The organism is Symplocastrum torsivum, assembly GCF_059505465.1.
Map to the genome: position 1 here is coordinate 42,386 of NZ_JCACKQ010000032.1, position 19,260 is coordinate 61,645.

17 protein-coding genes are annotated in these 19,260 nt (G+C 42.1%); 2 read left to right on the forward strand and 15 right to left on the reverse strand.

Going from position 1 to position 19,260, the window contains the following annotated elements:
* Positions 1 to 2: 2 nt before the first annotated feature.
* The 5 genes from cas6 to AC5JL3_RS10795 form a co-directional block, all read right to left on the reverse strand.
* Complete coding sequence (gene cas6 / locus AC5JL3_RS10775) at positions 3 to 1,013, reverse strand: CRISPR system precrRNA processing endoribonuclease RAMP protein Cas6 (protein ID WP_496074491.1); 1,011 nt, start codon at positions 1,011 to 1,013, stop codon at positions 3 to 5.
* Positions 991 to 1,755 (reverse strand): hypothetical protein, encoded by a 765-nt coding sequence (locus AC5JL3_RS10780; RefSeq protein ID WP_496074492.1) that lies wholly within the window; start codon positions 1,753 to 1,755, stop codon positions 991 to 993. Before AC5JL3_RS10780 ends, cas6 begins: the two co-directional genes overlap by 23 nt.
* Positions 1,736 to 2,698, reverse strand: coding sequence for a DevR family CRISPR-associated autoregulator (locus AC5JL3_RS10785; protein ID WP_496074493.1), 963 nt, complete (start codon positions 2,696 to 2,698; stop codon positions 1,736 to 1,738). Before AC5JL3_RS10785 ends, AC5JL3_RS10780 begins: the two co-directional genes overlap by 20 nt.
* Positions 2,691 to 4,526 carry a hypothetical protein gene (locus tag AC5JL3_RS10790; RefSeq protein ID WP_496074494.1) on the reverse strand — a complete coding sequence of 612 codons (1,836 nt, stop codon included), beginning with the start codon at positions 4,524 to 4,526 and terminating at the stop codon, positions 2,691 to 2,693. The genes AC5JL3_RS10785 and AC5JL3_RS10790 overlap by 8 nt, the downstream gene beginning before the upstream one ends.
* Before the next feature lie 335 nt (positions 4,527 to 4,861).
* Complete coding sequence (locus AC5JL3_RS10795) at positions 4,862 to 5,164, reverse strand: helix-turn-helix domain-containing protein (RefSeq protein WP_496074495.1); 303 nt, start codon at positions 5,162 to 5,164, stop codon at positions 4,862 to 4,864.
* Between the two features lie 193 nt (positions 5,165 to 5,357).
* Between AC5JL3_RS10795 and AC5JL3_RS10800 the strand changes: the two genes are divergently transcribed.
* On the forward strand, positions 5,358 to 5,567 hold the full coding sequence (locus AC5JL3_RS10800; RefSeq protein ID WP_496074496.1) for a hypothetical protein: 210 nt from the start codon (positions 5,358 to 5,360) through the stop codon (positions 5,565 to 5,567).
* Positions 5,568 to 6,034: 467 nt separating this feature from the next.
* Here the strand turns inward: AC5JL3_RS10800 and AC5JL3_RS10805 are convergent, their stop codons facing one another.
* Positions 6,035 to 9,472 (reverse strand): WD40 domain-containing protein, encoded by a 3,438-nt coding sequence (locus tag AC5JL3_RS10805; RefSeq protein WP_496074497.1) that lies wholly within the window; start codon positions 9,470 to 9,472, stop codon positions 6,035 to 6,037.
* A gap of 189 nt (positions 9,473 to 9,661) precedes the next feature.
* Between AC5JL3_RS10805 and AC5JL3_RS10810 the strand changes: the two genes are divergently transcribed.
* Positions 9,662 to 9,940, forward strand: coding sequence for a hypothetical protein (locus AC5JL3_RS10810; protein WP_496074498.1), 279 nt, complete (start codon positions 9,662 to 9,664; stop codon positions 9,938 to 9,940).
* A gap of 401 nt (positions 9,941 to 10,341) precedes the next feature.
* Here the strand turns inward: AC5JL3_RS10810 and AC5JL3_RS10815 are convergent, their stop codons facing one another.
* The 9 genes from AC5JL3_RS10815 to AC5JL3_RS10855 form a co-directional block, all read right to left on the reverse strand.
* Positions 10,342 to 10,476: a hypothetical protein gene (locus AC5JL3_RS10815; RefSeq protein WP_496074499.1), complete on the reverse strand. Its 135-nt coding sequence runs from the start codon at positions 10,474 to 10,476 to the stop codon at positions 10,342 to 10,344.
* Between the two features lie 39 nt (positions 10,477 to 10,515).
* Positions 10,516 to 10,950, reverse strand: a complete 435-nt coding sequence (locus tag AC5JL3_RS10820) for a HEPN domain-containing protein (protein WP_496074500.1) — start codon at positions 10,948 to 10,950, stop codon at positions 10,516 to 10,518.
* A complete protein-coding gene (locus AC5JL3_RS10825; RefSeq protein ID WP_496074501.1) occupies positions 10,947 to 11,570 on the reverse strand; it encodes a hypothetical protein in 624 nt (207 codons plus the stop codon). The genes AC5JL3_RS10820 and AC5JL3_RS10825 overlap by 4 nt, the downstream gene beginning before the upstream one ends.
* The gene (locus tag AC5JL3_RS10830) at positions 11,571 to 12,269 is read right to left on the reverse strand and encodes a hypothetical protein (RefSeq protein ID WP_496074502.1); all 699 of its coding nucleotides are present in this window, start codon (positions 12,267 to 12,269) and stop codon (positions 11,571 to 11,573) included.
* A gap of 166 nt (positions 12,270 to 12,435) precedes the next feature.
* Positions 12,436 to 13,758, reverse strand: a complete 1,323-nt coding sequence (gene dnaB / locus AC5JL3_RS10835) for a replicative DNA helicase (protein ID WP_496074503.1) — start codon at positions 13,756 to 13,758, stop codon at positions 12,436 to 12,438.
* Positions 13,751 to 14,590, reverse strand: a complete 840-nt coding sequence (locus tag AC5JL3_RS10840; protein ID WP_496074504.1) for a DUF6262 family protein — start codon at positions 14,588 to 14,590, stop codon at positions 13,751 to 13,753. The genes dnaB and AC5JL3_RS10840 overlap by 8 nt, the downstream gene beginning before the upstream one ends.
* Positions 14,587 to 16,275: a tyrosine-type recombinase/integrase gene (locus AC5JL3_RS10845; protein ID WP_496074505.1), complete on the reverse strand. Its 1,689-nt coding sequence runs from the start codon at positions 16,273 to 16,275 to the stop codon at positions 14,587 to 14,589. Before AC5JL3_RS10845 ends, AC5JL3_RS10840 begins: the two co-directional genes overlap by 4 nt.
* Positions 16,268 to 17,737 (reverse strand): tyrosine-type recombinase/integrase, encoded by a 1,470-nt coding sequence (locus tag AC5JL3_RS10850; protein WP_496074506.1) that lies wholly within the window; start codon positions 17,735 to 17,737, stop codon positions 16,268 to 16,270. The genes AC5JL3_RS10845 and AC5JL3_RS10850 overlap by 8 nt, the downstream gene beginning before the upstream one ends.
* Complete coding sequence (locus AC5JL3_RS10855; RefSeq protein WP_496074507.1) at positions 17,730 to 18,815, reverse strand: tyrosine-type recombinase/integrase; 1,086 nt, start codon at positions 18,813 to 18,815, stop codon at positions 17,730 to 17,732. The genes AC5JL3_RS10850 and AC5JL3_RS10855 overlap by 8 nt, the downstream gene beginning before the upstream one ends.
* Positions 18,816 to 19,260: the final 445 nt, after the last annotated feature.

A 19,260-nucleotide genomic window follows, 5' to 3' on the forward strand; every position in this document is an offset into this window, starting at 1 on the left:
AATCAACGGATACGGACTTGCCCCATTCCCATGCCAGTTTTGCGTCCAACTCCAGCAAACTCAGCAAAATGAGCCAGGATAGTAGCCACCTTTGCCTGTTGAGAGTCGTTGAACCGATATCTCACCCACCCAGTTGTCCCAATTTCCGCCGTACCATTAAGGGTTAAGGTGCGAGTTTTCAGGTTGTATGCAGAGACAACACTTTGCCACTCAAGGGAGGGAAACTGTAACTCGACAGGGGCAAAGGTATTCCAGCGACGTAGCAGATTGCTGAATACCAATTCGGGTAAGGGAAAGGGTTGGATTGTTTGACTCTGCTTGAAACTGGTGGGCGAAAGAAACTCAAGCGCGATTACCTCTTGAGAAGGCACTTGACAAAGGGATTCAAAACTGCTTTTGTGCGCGATATCTACCCACTTGCCCAAGCGACAAGGAATGTCAGCCAGGAGAACCTCAGTTCCTAAAGCGTCCCTCAACCCCCATAGCAAGGGTGCTAACAGTTCTCGTTGCAGGAGGGTTATCCTCAACACTAAGCCATTAGAACCGCTTGATTGAACAGCGACAGTAAAAGGAGGGCAGTTATCTCGCTGCAATCGGGAGGCTAATGCAGCGTCAGCAGTAGCCAGCCAGTTGAAAACGAGGGCGCGAATCGCCCCTCCTAAATCTTGGGGCTGTGGTGCAGTAAACGAGAGAGCAATTTGTAGGACGTGCAGAGACTCTTTGTTAACCTCTATCCCGGTTAGTTCGTAGGACTTGCCCCGCCACTCCACAGCTTCTTTGAGGGTTAGAGACTGCCAGATGGATTCAATTAAAGCCGGATAGCACCCAGAGTTAGGAAAAACAGGCATAACCCTGGTTACTCCCCAAGCGGGGATTAATGGAATCCAAGTTGGTGCAGGTTCTAGATGTGGCAACCAATCACTCAGCGAAGTTGACGCCACACAGTTGTAAATTGAGCGCAACGCCAAACTTAATCCAGCAATTCCCGATTCAGATTCGTTGGTAGAAGTCATATCGCGCACTAGAAGCTGTTAGTTCGAGGGGTAAAAATCCCGGTTTAATCACTCGGTCTTTGTTCAGTTGAGCTTTCTCAGTGGAAAAGGGATTGATTCGGGAAAACGTGCTTTTCTCCCCCAAGTCATCCATTGGTTGAACCGTGAAACTTTGGTTGGGATTGGGTTGCCATTGGGGTTGATTTGTTTGCACAGTTAAGGAAGGCAGATATTGAAAAAAGCAGCCACGTTTGCCAAAGTAGTTAATCTGGGCAAACAATCGTTCCAACTCTTGACAGTGATGAGTGAGTCCACAGCAAATTTGTAAAGTTCCCTCCAGATACACCCACTCCCGAAACACGAAGCCATCCTGCATTGGCACCGTGGGTCTACTTTTATCCGCTTTATCAGCCGTTTGGTCGTAGTAACGGAGTTTGTAGCCGTTGCGATTCACGACTAAACGTTCTGGAGGCTGGATATAGATTTGCAAGTCGCGAATCCAAGTAAATTGCTGGTCAATCCAGGTTTCAAAGTCAGTACGATGCAAGTATCCTTGACCTTCCAGCAAGACTTTCAACAGTGCCATTTTGATAGCATAGGGAGTTGGTACCAAGTTTGTTCGTGCTGCCATACTGGTGGCATCCGAGCGCTTGAGGGAAAATAGACTCACTGGCTGATAACTGACATTGAGCCACATAGAAGGTCGAGTATCAGAATCAGTTTCCTTCGAGGTGACGTTTGATTTACTCGATCGCTTCGGCATCGTCACTCTCCCAAGGTTGCGATCGCTCAATCAATACCTGAATCTGTTGGGCAAATTCTGCCATTGTCTCGAATGGGAACAACTGAACCGTCCCGTCACCATTGAGACTATTTAAAGTATTTGCAAGACTCTCAATTTGACGGCTGTAACTCTCCTCCAAAGGACTCACCATCGGTGCGGGACAGCGGCGGGTACTAACTGTAATTACTCCTTCAAAGAAATCGGGATGAGGTAGATGAGTATTCCGCTTTGCACCATTGGGTTGCAAGTAGGTGTAGAGTACGCTCTTAAGCAACGCATCTAAACGCTGTTTCCGTTGGGTTGGCGCGATCGCATAATCAAAACTGTGGGGATTGTAGCCAATGCGAAAGGCTTCTAAATGAGCAACGGTGGCATATAAACCCGAACTAACTTGTACATTGTAAGGCGTTGGGTTATCAACGCCGTACTTGGCATGGAAGTAGCTTTGAGTTTTCACCAATGTCGGTAAACCAACAATTGCCCCAAACTCAATCACCGACTCCCGCTTTAACGTCTGCCCCTTCTTTTCTGTCACCATAAAGCCTTCTAAATCGCTGATGGCACAACGCTGGAGGACTTGAGCGGTTTTAGCAGATAAATCAGCCGCTTTATCGGTAAAAATTGGCAATTCATTGTCCAAATCGTAGCCGATTCGGTCAGGGTTAAATCGCTTTCCTCCTTCAGACACAGGTAAATCCATTTCCAGAGAAATGCGGTGTAGGTGTTCGGCTTGAATGTGCTTGAGCATATCGCCGGATATTCCATTGACGTACTCCGGTTCATTCATGCCTTTCTGGATAATGTAATAACGCCGAGTCAGCGATTGATTTCCCTCGTTTCCTTCATTATTCAGGGCGTGTAACTGCCAGGATAATTTGCCACTAATGGAAACGGAATAAACCTTAAAATTGTCCTTATTCATCTTCAAAATCTCCTACTAATGATTCTTCAACTGGACTCAATTCTGCTTCCCCTGCCTCCCCTACTTTCCCAGCTTTCCCAGCTTCTCCTGCCTCTTTTGTCCACTTTGCATAGCCATAGGCAATCAGCAGATTAGCAACCAAAACGGTATCGAACTCTTCGACCAATTCAATCAATCGGTCTAAATCCTCCTTCGTTGGCCACACCCGCATGAGACGCTTTTTATCTTTCTGAAGCTGTTCGGATAGGCGTAGGTTTTCGTGTTCGTACTTGGCAAGAAAATCAGTGACAGCACTAATAAAATCTTTTTTTGAACCCGACTGACTGCTTAATTGTTGGGCTAGTCCGTAGTTACGCTGCCAATCTAATTCGATAAGTCCTTTCTTGGTTTGGACTTTACCAGCAAAAACGGTTGCCTGATTAATCGCTTTGGCGATGCGGAGAAAACTGGGGTCTTTAGTAATTTGAGTAAAGGATTGCTCTTTTTTTGTCATAAGATTGAGTCCGGAAACAGAAAATAAACGGGGAGGTCTAGCTTTTGTGTCGGCTAAACGTTTGAGGACATACTCGGCATAGCTAACTTGAAAGGGGAAAAACTTGCGGAGATTGTTTCCCGTGATAAAGTCTCGATAAGCGGCTAAGAGTTCGCTATGATTCTCCTCGGTAGAAAGAGAACTAATAACGGCTAGGTGTTCGTTTAAGACAAGGTGATAGTCAATTAATTCACTAGAGTTAGATGGACTTATCCAACCTGGAAGTCCTAGCGTAAAGACTTCTTTAACACCGTAAACCTGTCCTTTTTGTCCGAAATGAGTGCCTATAAAGCGGCTGACAAAGTGATTGACACTTTCCCAAATATCAAATTCGTCTTCAGCTTGTGCAGAGGCTGGCGCTTGATGATAGTTCAGCAGGGACTGGCAAAAGCGCAGGACTAATTCGGCATCAAATCGGGCGATTCCATGACCTCCTCCAGGTGGATTATATTGTCGGAGGTGATTGAGTACTTCGCGGTATTTCGTTAAAGAAATATCTTTGGGTTCAAGCGTGGTGACTCGCCAGTCGAAAGTGCGATCGCTAATTTTGACTCGTTCAGAAATGCCGAAGCTAAATACTCCATTGGCAATTAGCCATAGACTCAGCCAATCTACCTTTTGAGCATCAAATTTGTTTCCATCTGCCTTCACCCGATTGATGCCTTGGACGGCGGTGGGAAGATAAACTTTGACGGCACTTGCTTGCAGCGGTAATTTACATCCAGTGGCAGCGAAAAATAGTTCAGTGACTTGTTCGCTTTGGGCGTTGAAAGTCGAGTGATTGTCTTGACTAAAGGCTTGGAGGATAGAGACAATTAAGGCTCCATAATGGTCTTGAAGTTCCCAGCTTTGTAACCACAATTCATTATGGTTTTTGTCATGGCGCATGGAGGTTAAAATTGCGCCATTCTGGGTGCTGGGATGAGGTGGCTTAGGAGTCTCTTCTCCGGTTTCTCTTTTTCCAGAATTTTGATAGAGATACTCCCGGTAAAGTTTGCGAATTTCTCCCTGTTGGACAACATCAAAGATTGGGGTTTCAGGAGGAAGTTTAGTGCGATCTGTTTTTTGACCGCAGACTGGGGGAAAGGGGTTAGTATAGGGAAGTTTGGCAATCGGTTCCAGGTTGATTGGCTTTTTGAATTGGATGCGGTAGTGCGTTCCTTCATCGCTAAGCTGTATGGATGTAGTTTGTTGGGTTTGGGTTAGGGCATATTCTGCCAGGAGTGCTAACCCAAGCATGAGAAATGTATCGGCGTAAGAGCCGAATTTTTTGCCTACAAACAGGCTCGAAATCATCGCGTCGCTGCTCTATGTAATGGAGATTTATTTTGTAAACAGCATTCTACTCCCCCTTGGAAGAGGGGTTTATGTTATTCACAACGTCTACAACATAAGCTGGCAAATAATTTTTTCTTTGTAGATAGTTTCTACAACGTTGAAATTCAACCTTACACTCATTAATCCTTACATCCCGATCTAAAAAAGCCCTGGCGGTTGACCAGGGCTTTTTTGTTGGGGCGATTTTTACTCAAACCATTGATTGACAGCTTTCAGAAATGCTGAACAGCCATACCCACAGTTCGGTATGGTTATTGCTCTATGTATAGCCTTTAGCTTGAATAGATAGATTTCTACGAATTTTGCCTAGAAGAACACAGCAAGTTCCTCAGTTCTTCTGGAATCTCCTCAAAATGCTCCAACAGAAAATCCATCAGGGCAAGATGACGTAAATCATTAGCCGTAGGATAGCGACGGGTGCAACCCCTACTAAACCAGCGCCCAACAGTACCCTTTGAGCGTGAGCAGATTAAAGCGATTACTTCTTGGGTTACATCCCACTTTGCGTAGAACTGCTGGGGTGTCATCCCAAACTGGCAGTGAGCATAAAGCTGAATCAGATTCTGCTCTCGTTGAGTAATCGAGCGTGGATTCATGATACTTCCTCCTCAGCTAAAGGCTCCAAATTCTGTTCCCAAGCTGCATCGGCAACTCCTCAACCGATTAGCGTAGGTTGGCTGAACTTGTCTAAGATTATCGCTGTTTCGCAGTTTCGGACAAACTAGTTACCGCGAAGCTAGGAATAGCCAGTGTGCGAGAATTACAGAAAAAGCGAAACAGTGATGGGGTATGGGTAAAAAATCGCCAGATATGGCGGAAATCAATGGTTACATTCCCAAGGAGTTGAAGCGAAAATTCAAGACAGTCTGCGCTGCGGCAGATAGGTCAATGTCTGATGTCTTGATTGAGTTGATAGAGGGCTGGATAGAGGAACAAGAGGCACAAAATAACCCCCCTGCTAAAAAAGGCAAGGGGATAGAGGATGACAGTGACGATTAACTATCTATGAGATTAAAGAAATCAAAGAACGCTGCTGAAGAAGAATTGGTGATGCTCATAGCTCATAAATGAAGGTTACGAATTGTTGATTTCATGAACGGAGATTACCAAGATAAATTGGACAATGGAACTATTGATTGTTTCATTTTGTTTTGAAAATAACAAACAAGGCTCACTTAATGAAGTAGCCTCTGTACGAGGAGGACTTTGAATTTCTGAGGGAACTCCAAGAGAACCTGGCTAGCGCAGCATAACGTCGCCACCGCTTTTCAAAGGTGTGAGACGGGTATTTTGAGAGGTGATTGCTTCTCGTACTCTTCAGCTTTGGGAAGTGGACTTGGGGAGATAGTGTAAGGCTTTGGACAATCAGTACATTGTCGAGTAAATAAAACATCTTCCAAGTTGAGCCGTAGCAGCCAGGAATTTTGGATGGCTTACCAGTCTTAAGTTCATACAAAAACCTGGACTTAGATAATGGCGCTTCTTTCCTTCAATGCCTCTAACATTTCTTCACTCAGCCCTGTTACCCCTGTTAATTGCAAACCCCGGTAATTCTTACTCGTAACAAAAGTTTTAATTAACATTCCGTCATCCAAATTCCACATTCTCACCGTACAGTCTCTACTTCCCGTAACCAGATATTTACTATCTTGAGAGAAAGTAAGGCTTTCGATGTCTGCAAGATGTTTATGACTTCTCCAAAGTTCTTGGTCTTTGACTCTATCCCAAACTAATATATAATCCTTACCAACAAAGGCTATCACATGCCTATTGGGACTTAATTCGGCAAATAACGATTTCCCTAGGTCTACAGGAAAGCTATTTGACTGCCATATTAAATCCAAATTTTCGATATTATAAATTTGATAAACGTTTTTCTTTACTTTGTAGTTCCAACCTCCTAAAAGTAAATGAGAATCTTTATCTGTACTTATACTGAAATCTATAAATTTTGCTTGGTTAGTAAAGAATTTGGGCAGCTTAAGTTTTTTTATATGCTGGTTCTCCTCAAAACTCCATAAATCTACTCTATGGTTATAGTCTAAGGTTATCCAAGCATTTGCTCTATAACAGTATTCAATTTTTGCAAATCCTCTATTGTGTTCATAGTGATCAATCAATTCTCCATCAGATAATCTGTAGACACGAAGGCTGTTATCTATCTCATTACCTCCACTTACTGTAATTACATGATGGCTATCTCTATCGAAAGTAATATCTGCCACACAATCTTCATGATCGTGAATCTTAAGAATTAGCTCAGAAGTCGCTATGTTATATACAACAACATCCCCCATATTATCTCCAATGGAAATTAGTTTGTTGTCAAAGGAAATAGCAAGACATGCAATCCAAGCCATATCTTTTATAATTGTTTCCTCGCTACCGTCCTCAAGAAACCATAGTTTAACAGAACCTTCAATTCCACCAGCAACTAAAAATTTTCCATCAGGACTTAGAGCAATCATTTCATAAAAGTGACGTTCTGAAAGAAAACCTACAGAATTGTCAAGTGAGGCATAAGCTAAATTAGCATTAACAAGCGCAACTTCTGCAAACTCCACGTTTTGAAGACAAGCGCCTTCAAGATTAGTTTCAGACAAATCAGTAGCTTTGCAGTATTTCCTAAGAGATGGAAGCCAATGTTTTTCAGCAAAATCAGCATGGCACAGATTTGTGTGAGCAAGATTACGACCTTTGAGAGCCAGTGGGTTACGACAAACGAGCAGGGTGGCAACGTTTCCACCAACAAAACTTACTTCTTCCGTAGTTTTACCTCTTGTTGCCTCGATGAGAGTTAATAGTTGCGCCTCAACTTCTTTCTCGTCTAAGACAAACATAGTCTGAATCAAATCCAGTATGGCTGTAGTTAGTGGCTTTCTGCCTAAAGTATCTGTCAGTGCATCTACCTCTTCACCTACAAACTTTCCTAAAGCTGGTTTGGGTTTGATAGCATTATGTTTATCTACTTCACGCCGAAAATAGGAAGACCATCTATAGTCCTGAGGAGGAGCAGATGCATCTAAGTATGATGGCAGTTGTCCTTGAGCTAGTTCCGTGAAATCTGGGGCTAAAATACCTAACTCAGCAGCAAACTTATAGGCAACAAAGAATTCTAAAAATGAACGGTGGGCTGGAGTGTAGTCGCCATCATCATTACGGATGAGTAGAGTCTGACCTAGCATGTCATAACGCCAGTGGTCTAGATCCTTTTGCTCTTGCACGGCATGACCAAATAGACGACGCAGATGATCGGGAAATTGCCGATAGTTGAGGCTCATTTGGTCAGTAGATAGCATTTCCCACGATAGTTCACATAGGAAGTAAAGCTTATCGGCTAGTGAAGTAAATGTTCGCTCTGCTTTGATATCCCGCTCCATCTTGTGTCGCACTGCATAGAGATAGATACGTGATATATCTACTGGCTTTCCTGCTTCAATATCTGGTAGTGCTTCCAGAATTAACTCGGTCATCACTGGGCGACGGGCTAAATTTAAGAGTTGGGGATTGCCCATCACTTGTTCTACCGTGGCAGGTTCAGCTCGGAAGGATATCACCTTGCGGATCTGGTCATCATTGAAATACTCCAGTTTCAGCACCTCAAACTGGGGCGGTTCACCAGTCAAGTTAGTAATGGATGCTTTCAATTCCGCATTAAGCAGGGCACGACCTTCTTGGGCTTCTGGAAAGTGTTCAGTACGACAGGTAAGAATTGCCTTAGACCCAGGCACGACGACTTTGGCTAACTCCCAAAAGTTATCAATCATCTTTTGCCGATCTATCTTATCTGCCATCTCGTCAAAGCCGTCGAAGATAAGCAGTAGCTTACCCATGCGGTTGAGTTGATCAAAGACAGAGCTATTGAGACGAATGTTGTGTTTATTGAAGAAGAATCCAGCAAGGACACTTTCGACATTGAGCGCCTTAGCATAGTCACGTAAAGGGATGACTAATGGCAGGCGAGGTCTTTCAACACCTCGTTTTTTTGCCTGAAGGTATTTTTGTAGCGTAATCCAGGCATAGTGCAACACGAACCAAGTTTTACCCGTGCCAAATTCTCCCAGAACAGAAATATGCTCCTTAGCTGGATCAGCTAGCCAACGGTCAATATAACCCTCAATCCAGCCTTCACTTTCGTCATAGCGACTCTCCTCTATTTTTTCCTTGGTGGTTGGATCAAATTCTTCTTTAGTGCAAGCTAGAGGAACATACATTGTGTCGATGCCCTTGCGTTTGACTTCAGCTTCTAGCCAATTGATATAGGGGCTAAAGTCAGCCTTCTCATCTAGTAGTTCATCGAAGGTGTAACAAGCGAGGTTCTGGTTTTCCTCCTTTTCAACCTCGTTACGAGCAGCACGGCTAATTCGACGAACTGCCACGAGACATCCCTGGTCAGTTCTTTGCTCGTTCACTGCTTGGCGCAGGGCTACAACGTCGCTGATTTTTGCTTCACCCTGAATGCCACGCACTAGAATGCGCTCCAGTCGCCGCCATGCAGGGATATTGATAATCCACTCAAAATAACTGTCTTCCCAAATCTCGTGTTTCTCGAAACTGTAGCCTACAGTCTCAAACCAAGTCCTCATTTGCTGAGCTAGGTTCCAACCAATAGAGTTTTTACCTTGCTTTAGGGGTTGAGTACTGTCCTGTTTTTTCTCCTCTAGCTCAGGTTCTATGTCTCTAGGTAAATCAGCAACCTCTTTCCATTCTAGATTGAGCTTAAAGCAGATTTCCTTGAAAACATTGTGGTCAACTGCTTTACCTGAGAGGAATTTCCCTATTGGCTGGCGAGTACTCAAGTCCACCTCGCTTGCCAAGTTTGCTTGTGTAAATCCCGTACTAGCAAAAGCTCTTTTGATTTTTTCCAGTTTCTCTGGAGATACTCGGAGTGATTTCCTAGCCATACCTTGACCCTACAGTCTGTATTTACCATAGCCTTTCAGACTGTGAAAGTCATACCTAACGAATACGCCAAATCACTCTTTACCGAATACCCAAAATCACTCTTCTCCAAAACCTTACCCAGACTTAATCTGAGACACGCGCTAGCGAAGCTTATAGATGTAGTCAATAACATAAAGGATTAAACAGTCATGGCAGACAAAGCCACCCCTGTCAAAAACCAGAAGACTCATCGCAAGCCAGAAGTGAACATTACACGTGCGTTCCAGCAAGTGTTTTTCACTACCGTGAGCTTAACGCTGCTCTCCGGGGGAACATCACTCTGGCTTTCCTTCCAAGAACACCTATCCCCACAGCAAATCAGAGTCTTTGAAAGCTGCTCAGCAACTTGGCAAATGGGGATAGGAGCGGTTTTCGGACTGCTGGGAAGTAAAGCAACACACCTCTTTCATCAAGAAGAAGACGAATAACACGAATAACCCTTAGACTTACATCTGCCTAAAAGAGAGCGGGAGAGGGAGAGAAAAAAGATTTTTATCCCTTGCTGTGAGTAGCAGCTTATGGGTGTCTTGCACTAACCCCATGCACCCACTCCCGTTTCCTTTCTTCTGCATTTATTTCGGTAAGTTGTCAGCTAGCTTCAGTAGGCATGGCGGAACTTAGTTTTGGATGCCGTTGGCACGACCAAACAGCGTGTTATCTCTCGCGGGACGTAATTCAACGTAGCTGGAACAATGGTTTTACGTTGTTTTCATTTTCTACAGCGTGTTGATTTAAAACTGTAACTATTATCCTTCACTCGACACAAGAAAGCCCTGGTTATTGCCAGGGCTTTGCTGTAAGGTGCGACGTTGATTTAAAACTGTAACTATTATCCTTCACTCGACACAAGAAAGCCCTGGTTATTGCCAGGGCTTTGCTGTAAGGTGCGACTCTTACTCAAACCTGTGACTGTCTTGACTGTGCGCTGTCCACCAGCCGCCGCAACAAGAAAAGCGTGTTGCAACGGGCAAGCATCAATGTTAGGGAAGCAAAGCAAGCAGATTTAAGTTTTAGGTGGATTGTTGCAAGCGTCTAATTTTAAAATAGCAAACTCAGCTTCTTTTAGAGATTGCTGTACAACGGATGGTAAGCTATGGATAAAATCGTCATAATCCGCATTATTTCTTCTTCTACGCAGACGAAACAAGTATTCACCTATTTGAAATAATTCTCTCTCTTCTTTGTTTTTTCTACTTCTAAGGTCTTCTATTACGTACTCATGGACATTAAAGTGTTTAGTAGAATATTTGTCGCGTTGCAGTCTTGGATCTTGCTCTATATCCCGTAAATAAATTCTGGCTTTACAGAAAGCTGCATAGTAAGCTCTGCTAATTGAGGAGCGAAGTTTAGCTTCATTTGATTCGCTACTGTTACTACTAGCTAACTCTTGAGCTAGGTCTAAGTACTTACTCCAATTAAAACACATTCCAGAATTCATTCAAATTCCACACCTAAAGAGAGTTGATTACCAGCCGGATTAGACATAGCAGCATCCAGCCACCAATTTTCATCTAACAAATTCAATTTATTAAATGCTTCATTTGCACTTTCCTTCGTGAAAATAGAAATAACAAGCTTTTGCCATGAAGAAGATTCTGTATCAGAAATAACTTCTAGAATCAGCTTTTCACAAAGAAAATATTTTTTTATTTCTAAATGAGCTTCAAATAGCAAAGGCAAAATGTCTGGATATTGGCTGATAAATCTAAGTATATCAAGTGGCTCTTTTAATTCATAAATCCTACTAAGTCTAGCTAGAATATTCTTCCTAGAACTTCTCGAAATTCCTGTCTTGCTCTTTAAGCTTTGAAGTTTTTCTAAAGTACTGTGTTTTTCTCCTTTATTCGCTTGCTTGTCACTATAGGTAACGTAAATGGTATTTTGGGATATCTCATTCTGTAAATACGAGTAATAAATATATTGTTTTTTTGCATAAGGTGTTTCAGATGGAACATTCTTGAAAGAAATATTTTTCAATTTATTCCAAGTAGAACTGTTAACTTCAGTCTTTTCCAGCTTCTTCAATAATTCTTTGTCTCGGCTCATAGCTGTTGACATTTATTCATCTCCTTCTTCTAGGTCACCTAGCATATCCAAGAAAGGAACTTCTGTTTTTTTCAGCATTGCCTTTATAGCTTCTGCTTTTAGGTTAGCTCTTTCTAGCTGTTCAAGTAATTGAAATATATCTAATTGATCTAAAGCTACAAAAAATTCTTTCATGCCTTCTATGTCTCGGTACTCTATCTTCATCATGTGAACTATAGCTGCTGCCGCTATACCTTCGTTTGGATTTGGTTTAAATACAGGTCGAATTTCAGTTAAAATAAGGGAATTCGTAAACACACGCTCATGGTCGCGTACTACGCGAACCGCTTTTGATGTAACATTAAGAACACTATCAACTTCTAGAAAATTAGTTAATTGCTTATCGAAACGTTTCTTTTCCTCATCAGAAAAGCTTGAAAATTCCTCGTCGTCAGCTATACTTAAACTAATCCCGCTCACAATCTCTTCAATCGAGTCTTCAGAGTGGTCAATCTGAGAAGATAAAGACAATAAAAATCTTATTATTTCAGTTAGATCCTTAATCTCAATACTTTTAACGTAGGAAGCTACTGAGAACACTAAATCACTAGTGTAAAGTGATGGAGACGCACACTTCAAAGCATCTAGCAGTTCATCAACTGCTTCATCATTAAGGTTTATGAGCTTCTTTATTCCAGGGCGATACTCTTCAGAAACTCTTAAGTTTTCCATGTTTTTATTAGTTTAGATCTCATGACATAAAATGGAGTGAAATATACTCTATAAGGTAAAAATATTAATCTTAGAAAGTCTCACATAAAGCTAGCACGTATACTTGCCTCTTTACATCCGTATATAAGCTTAGGTATTAAATAGAGACTTATTTAATAACTGGATTTTATGAAACTTTTCGAGGTACAGATGTACTATTGCAAAATAATCCTATAGAAGGATTAAACAGCACCTTACAGACGCCTGTGGAACCATTACGGTTCTTGTCTACAGCCACCTCCATCACTCCTTTATCTGGCGTGCCTGGATTATAATATTCGTCTCTATAGAGAAGAAGAATCACATCAGCATCTTGCTCAATATCCCCACTATCTTTGATGTCTGCCATCGTTGGGCGCTTGTTGGTCTGCCCCTCCACACCTCGGTTGATTTGAGCCAGACACACAAATGGGATATCGAACTCTTTTGCCATGTCCTTGAATGCACCAGAGAACGAGCCAATTACCTGCGCTCGATTACCTGCTGCTCGGTTCCCTAACTTCTGGATGTAGTCGAGTACCACTAATCCCAACTGACCCCGATCTGACTGAATTCTTCGCAGTACAGACCGCATTCTGGAGGGAGTCTGAGCGCTTGCTGGAGTGTCATCAATGATGATGGGCTGTTCCGATATAGTTCTCACTGCCTTGCTTAGCACTTCCCACTCGCTCTTGTAGATTTTGTTCTGAATCAACCTAGAAGAGTCAATTTTTGAGTGCATCGCAAGGAATCTTTTCGTTAGCTGCGATTTACTCATCTCGGCACTAAAGAACACGACGGGCAATCCATCCAGGGCTAGGTGATTAGCCAGATGACATGCCAACCAGGTCTTACCCATTGATGCTCTAGCCGCAATCACAATCAAGTCTTGTCGAATCAATCCACCTGTCAGCCCATCTAGGTCGAGCAGACCAGTGGAGATTCCTGAAGTCTCTCCTCCCTCAAGTTGGTGGAAGGCAGTAATCAGGCAATCACCAATCGACTCTGGCTCGAATCGGTCGGCTTGGTACTTGGTCGCGTCAAAGATTTTCTGCTCTGAGTGTTCTAAGACTGTCTCCAGTTCGGTGCTGGTATCTTCTGCCAGGATAATGACTTCGTTCGCCGCTACCACTAGTTGGCGTCGCTGGTACTTTTCGAGGATTAGTTCGGCATAACGGTCAATATTAACGGCTGATACAGTACGCTCAACCAGTTGGGCTAATTTGGACTGACCGCCAATCTTCTCCAATAGTTCGTGGTCGTACAGCCAGGTGGTTACTGACATTAGATCGACCAGCTTGTTCTTGCTGTGAAGCACCAAAGCCGCTTGATAAATACGCTGGTGAGCGGTGATGTAAAACGCGCTTGGAGGCAGGATATTAGCCACAATGCTGATGGCACTTGGGTCGAGCAAGATGCCACCTAGCACCCCTTCTTCAGCGTCTATATTCTGGAGTACTACGTCACTCATCAGTCCCTCCAAGGAGGTGTTTGAGTTGGTCTAGTGGCACCAGTTCTTCGTCGGGTTTTGGTGAGGCAGTATAGATTTCTGGCTGGCGTTGAGGAAGTTGTTGTGGAGAGTCTTCTTTCGTCCATCTCTCAGTAATTGCTCGAACCAGGAACCCACTGGCATTTTTAACATTGCCACTGCCCATTGCTTCCTCAAGGGCTGATAGGGCATTCAAGACAGTTTCTTCGTCAGCCGCCTTGATTTTGCGCGTTAGAGTACTATTGAGCTTGATTCCCAGTCGGTCTAGCTCGTCCTTGATTCGGTCAGTGATACCTCTGGTTTTGCCCTTGTCGATGGGCGTGACCTTGGGATTGTCTTCAGGAATAGGGGCAGGCTCAACCTTCAAACGCTCCTCAAGGTCTTTGATTCGCTTGCTCTGGCGTTCGCACAATGCCTCCAGTTCAGTCAGCCGATAGACCCGACCCGCTAACCCTTCGTTGATTTTGCGTAAATCTGTTAGCTCCTTCTCTAACTGCTGAATGCGACCTTTGAGCCGACTGACGATAACCTGATGCGACTTTACCGAGGCTGGCTCTGGTTGCCTCGGTCTAGGGATGACCGACTGCTGGTTGCGAATCTCCGCAATCCGAACCTTCAGCTCTGGGTACTTATAGAGGTAACTGACACTAACATTAGCCTCTTGGGCGATGGTTTGAAAGTTAATCTTCTTGCCCTGCTTGCTCATGCGTTCCAATGCTTGATTGACCTTGGCAAGTGCCTGCTCTTTCCGCTCCGCCTGCACTCTAGTTAAGTTATCAATTCTGGCTTGTTTAGCATCTGCGATAGTACTCATGTAACAGCCTCCTCAAAACTTGCGATGACCACATCTAAGCTATCTGCCTGTTGTTTGAACTGGTCAACTCTTGCGGTTTCCCCGTTTTGTTCTGCTCTAGCCTGCTTTTCACGGAGTTGCTTACGAACTCTCATGTAATCAGGTAATAGTTCGCGACGAGCAACGAAACTAGGGCATGTGTAACAAGCCTTCCAGTGTGGGCAGTCATGGTTCAAAGGCAGTCCACAGTAACCATAAATGGGTGTATTTGTCTGGTCGTCAGGAATGGCTAGAGTATGTGCCTTAGGGTTCTTCTGGAGGGTTTCTGGCAGGTCTTTAGGATTGACAGGTTCGCCTTTGATATTGACCAAAGATGCCTGAATCTTGGCTGTTTCCTTTCTTAGCGTGTGGTCTTTGACATGGACATATTTCTGCGTTACCTTCAAGCCTTTATGTCCTGCCCACTTGCTAATCAAAGCAAACTCATGCCCAGTTTCAAACAAGTAAGTTAACCTGGTATCCCTTAACTGATGGGTCTTAAAATGCCATAACTCATTATTTTCATCTCTAATATTCTCAGATTTAATTAAGCAATTAATACAAATACTGAGTAAGTCATGGCTTGCTACTCTTGATACAGGTTCAAGATTTCGTTGGTCTATATTTTTTTTTGAGACATTAATATAGTCACAGAATAGATAATTAAAATTGTTATTAAACTGCTGCTTTATATATTCCTGTTGTTGTTGGATTATTTCTGCTCCATGTCTCGTGATTGGTAGTATGTGATAGTCTTTATTCTTTTTTCTCCAAAAAGTAATTATCCATTGCCCTCGACTATCTTGTTTAAGACAATCTAGACTACAAAGCTGTAATTCACTAACTCTCATGGCACAGAAAAAACCAACCATCCACATCCGAGCTATAGGGTCTGGAAGTTTGTATAAATTCTCTTCTATATGCTCTAGCACACATATAGGAATGTCATTTGGTATTCCTCGTTTGTAATTGGGATAATCTTCTAGACGGATTAGATTTTCAGAAACCGTAAACCATCTCTGTTGATTCCCTGTATCAAAAAAGTACCGTAGAAATGATAACTTGTTGACTATAGTTCTATTACTTGATTGTTGGGATGCAATAAAGTCCAAAACAATCTGCCTACTAATTTTATCTATACTATTAATTTTTTTGTTCTCTAAATATAAGGAGAACTCACGAAGTAATCCCAGTCTTTTACGAACCGAGCCGAAGGTAGAGCCAGATATAATTTCTTGTTTAATATATTTTTTAACAAGTATTTTAAACCATTCCATTTGTACTGTAGTGAAGTCCAAACGTATTGTTATTTCTGTCTCATCTAAAGAGGAAATTAGACTTCTAGTATCCCAAACATCATCTTCAAAACAGAAAGGTTTAACTTCTTTCTCTCTTGAGTCTTTGAATGAACAATACTCTACTATAGTTTTCAGGCAATCCCAGCACTGATATCTTTTTTTCTCACCTTGACACCCAGATTTATGAATTTCTCTAGATTCACAATGTGGACAAACGAAACCCCTTGTTTCCTTTTTAGCTATATCTATTGTGTAATGTGATAAAACAAATTTATGGCAGTCTATACATTTGTATTGCTGCCGTCCAAATCGAATATTGCTATTGTAAATTGCTGTAGAGTCACAAAACGGACAAATAAAATCACCCATTAGCATTCTCCAAAGATTTAATTATATTAATTAGCTTCGCCTCATCCTGCTCAATTTCTTTTAGTTGTCGGATATATCCCAAGCGTTCACTTTCTTCTTTTAATTTTTGATTCCGTTCTAGATGCTGTGTCAGTGTTGGTAAATCATCTTCATCTAATCGAAAATGCTGACAATCCATACAGGCGTTGGCATGAGGACATGGCTTTAATAACTGAGGTCTGGCGCAGAAACCCATAGCTAATGCTTTGGGTTGCATCTTACTCCGTAACCACCGCAATTCAATATCGTTCTCTATCTCTGGATTACTAATACTGACTTCTAAACCAGTCACATCTACTATCTTTTTACGCTTGTGTAATCCCTCAATTTCTTTCTTAAAAGTTGATGGAAGAATATGAGCATAGTGCTGCATCATATCCGGACTATGATGCCTTAAGTACCGTTGGATAATGTATTGTCTAACTCCTTCATTAGTCATTTTAGTAGCTACTGTTCTACGAAATTGGTGAGAAGTAAACTTCCATAGTTTTCCTGATTCATCACAGATATTACAACTTTCTGCCCACTGATTTAGATAAATATTAAATTGCTGTAATAACATAACTTTTGATTTAGCTTTGAAAAATTTAAAGCCATTTGATTCGTAAGTATTGGCACAAAATAAATACTCGAAATCTTCCCCCAAATGTGTTCTGATATAAGTTTGTTGTTCTTTAATGATTTCTGCTAGTTCTGGAACTATTGGTAGAACATCATGTCTTTCTTTAAATTTCCAGTTAGTAAAATGAATTTCCCAATCTCCACTCATCCGCTGTTTCAGGCAGTCGAAACGCATTTGAAGTAACTCACTGCCTCGCAATCCTAATGCACGCAGCAAAAGTACCATTCTTTGTAAGGGTTTTGCTAATAAATATAAATATATATCTATTTGGCTTGAAACTTCATTAGGGATGTAATTTATTTTGTTATTTTTAGGTTTAGCATCACCAAGTCTACCTCTAAACCAATAAGTTGATATTTGAAACCAATTGTTGGAATTACCTAATTCAAAAAAAATTTTTATATGGCTTAATCGGTGCTTCTGAGTTTTCTCGCTTAGAGAATGCATATTACCTAAATACGAAGACAATACTTCATCTGTGATGTCTGTAAAGTAGTAAACACATTGAGTTTCCAAGAATCTAGAAAAATGCTGTATTGCTTTAATATATTCTCGCAATGTACCAAATGATTTACCCTGATAGCGTCTATACAGAATGTAGTATTTAGTTATATCTTTTAGCCAATTTTGGCGAATGTTTCCAAAATAAATACTTTTTACGCCTTCGTGTTGATTGAGCCTCATCCCTAAGTCTTCTTCCCCATACCATCTATCCTTTTGCATTAAAGACTTTTCAGTCTCTTTTCTTTCAGTTTTAAGGGAGATATTACTGGTAATAATAGTGTGTTGTTCTTCATTCATAATTCTGCTCTTCTTTCTGCACAATACTGTTTAAGTCTTCTTTGCTTAGATGTCCATAAATATCTATTGTAGTATGGATAGATGTGTGTCCCAAACGCTGGCTAACATGATAAATATCTACCCCATTTTTTATTAATTCTGTAGCATGAGTATGTCTAAATAAATGTGGATATACATGAATTTCAGTCTTTTTATCTAATTGCTTAAACAATTGGTTTATTGCTCTATAGTTGAGCGGTTGTCCTATCTCGCCCTTCCAAATATTGACAAAAACATAATCAGAATCCACATCTGGATACTCTTCAATTAAGTAATTGCTGTAAACCTGCATCAATTCACGACTGACTGGAATTACTCGTCCACCACTTTTAGCTCTAGCTTCATTAATATTGGTTCGCTCAACGATAGAAATCTCGTTCTCACCAGTGGTTCCCATGTCTTCATGTCGCAAACCTAGAAGCTCTCCCTTTCTCATGCCCGTTTCATAGAGAAGTTTGATAATTAGCTTGTCTCTTCTGGTGTTGCAGGCACGAATTAGGGTCTTTACTTCTTCTGAAGTTAGGCATCCGACAAACTTCTTAGGCTCCCTCAGTCTCAGCAAAGACTTTCTGACGGGTTTAGCCTTGGCTATCCCTGCCAAAAATGACTTGTATCCCTTCCCCGTTGGGAGATTGAACCGAGTGAAACGCTTGTCATGCCCCACTGTCCCCAAATGATGGTGAAACTCGTAAAATCCTTGAACAACGGTCATAGCGTGGTTAACCGTTCTCTCTGACCGAACAGCCTGGACTGGCTGCATGGAGATGATATTTGTGTCACCGACTCTCAGCCAGTGCATATACTCGCTCAGGTCTTCCAGGCTGACGTTACACCACTCCAGTCTTCGCTCAGTCACGTACTCCCAGTAGACCTTGAGATATCTGGCATAAGACTCAACCGTATTGGGCGATCGCTCTAAGTTGACCAAGTGGTTTAGATAGCGCTGGATTGGTTCCACTGGTGCGTAGTCCTCACCTAGCACTAGCCATACAGGACTGCTAGTGTCCGGGTCTATTCCCTTTTGGAGTAAGACTACCATTTACTAGAAACTGCGAAACCGCGAAACATAATCCACATTATAGACAGCGAAGAATAAAGCGGCAACCTCTTTACACAATGAGAGGTTGCCGCTTTGTTGTTGTTGTTGTGTAAATGTAATTTAATTACTCACATAAAGGGGTATTCCAAACGAGCTTTTTTAAAACTAGTTGTTCCTAGGATGGGTAGCAGGGGATAATGTTGTATCTCGACAGGATGAGAAAGTTGGATTATGCTGAATGCAGCAACAATTTTCGTAAGGCAAAGCGGGGGTGAATTTCCGAGGGGTCTCACGAAAAACGCTAGAACCTTGACAATTGAAGAGTTTGAGCATTTTCAGTTGCTCAGTAAATGCGAAGTGTTTTCAATAAGCGTGGCTGAAATGAGGGTGAAAAAGAGACTTACGAAAAGCCTCTGTAGAATCCTCCCGCTGTATAAGTTTCAGA